This is a genomic window from Pseudomonas sp. OTU5201 (genome assembly GCF_038440135.1).
Taxonomy (GTDB): Bacteria; Pseudomonadota; Gammaproteobacteria; order Pseudomonadales; family Pseudomonadaceae; genus Metapseudomonas; species Metapseudomonas resinovorans.
Genome location: NZ_JASATC010000098.1, coordinates 1 through 721, shown reverse-complemented (window position 1 = coordinate 721; position 721 = coordinate 1). Strand labels below are relative to the sequence as shown.

The following is a 721-nucleotide window of genomic DNA, read 5'->3' as shown; positions in this document are numbered from 1 at the left end:
TGTGCTTAGCGGTTCGGACCTCGACGGCACGGTCGATCATTTCGTGATCAAGTCCCTGCCTGCCAATGGCACCCTGCTGCTGAACGGCGTCGCGCTGGCCATCGGCGACAGCATCCCGGCCACCGGCAATGGCGCCACCGTCACCTTCGTGCCGAATGCCAACTGGAACGGGTCCACCAACTTCCAGTACGCCTCGGTGGATAACCAGGGCCTGGAAGACGGTACGCCGGCTACCGGTACCATCACCGTCGCGTCGGTCAATGACGCCCCAGACACTGCGGCGGCCTCGGGCTCCGGCAATGAAGACTCGGCCGGCATTCCGGTTGTGCTTAGCGGTTCGGACCTCGACGGCACGGTCGATCACTTCGTCATCAAGTCTCTGCCAGCCAACGGCACCCTGTTCCTCAATGGCGTGGCGCTGGCCATCGGCGACAGCGTCCCGGCTACTGGTAATGGCGCGAGCATCACCTTCGTGCCCTCGGCCAACTGGAATGGCACCACCAACTTCCAGTACGCCTCGGTGGATAACCAGGGGCTGGAAGACGGTACGCCCGCCACCGGCACCATCACCGTGGCGTCGGTCAACGATGCCCCGGAAACGGCAGTGACTTCTGCCTCCGGCAATGAAGATTCGGCCGGTATCCCGGTCGCCCTCAGCGGTTCGGACCTCGACGGCACGGTCGATCATTTCGTGATCAAGTCCCTGCCTGCCAATGGCACC

1 protein-coding gene is annotated in these 721 nt (G+C 63.8%); it reads left to right on the top strand.

All coding sequences use genetic code 11. From position 1 onward, the window contains the following. On the top strand, window positions 1–721 hold a 721-nt coding region (locus AAHM40_RS27015), incomplete at both ends, for an Ig-like domain-containing protein (RefSeq protein WP_342247441.1).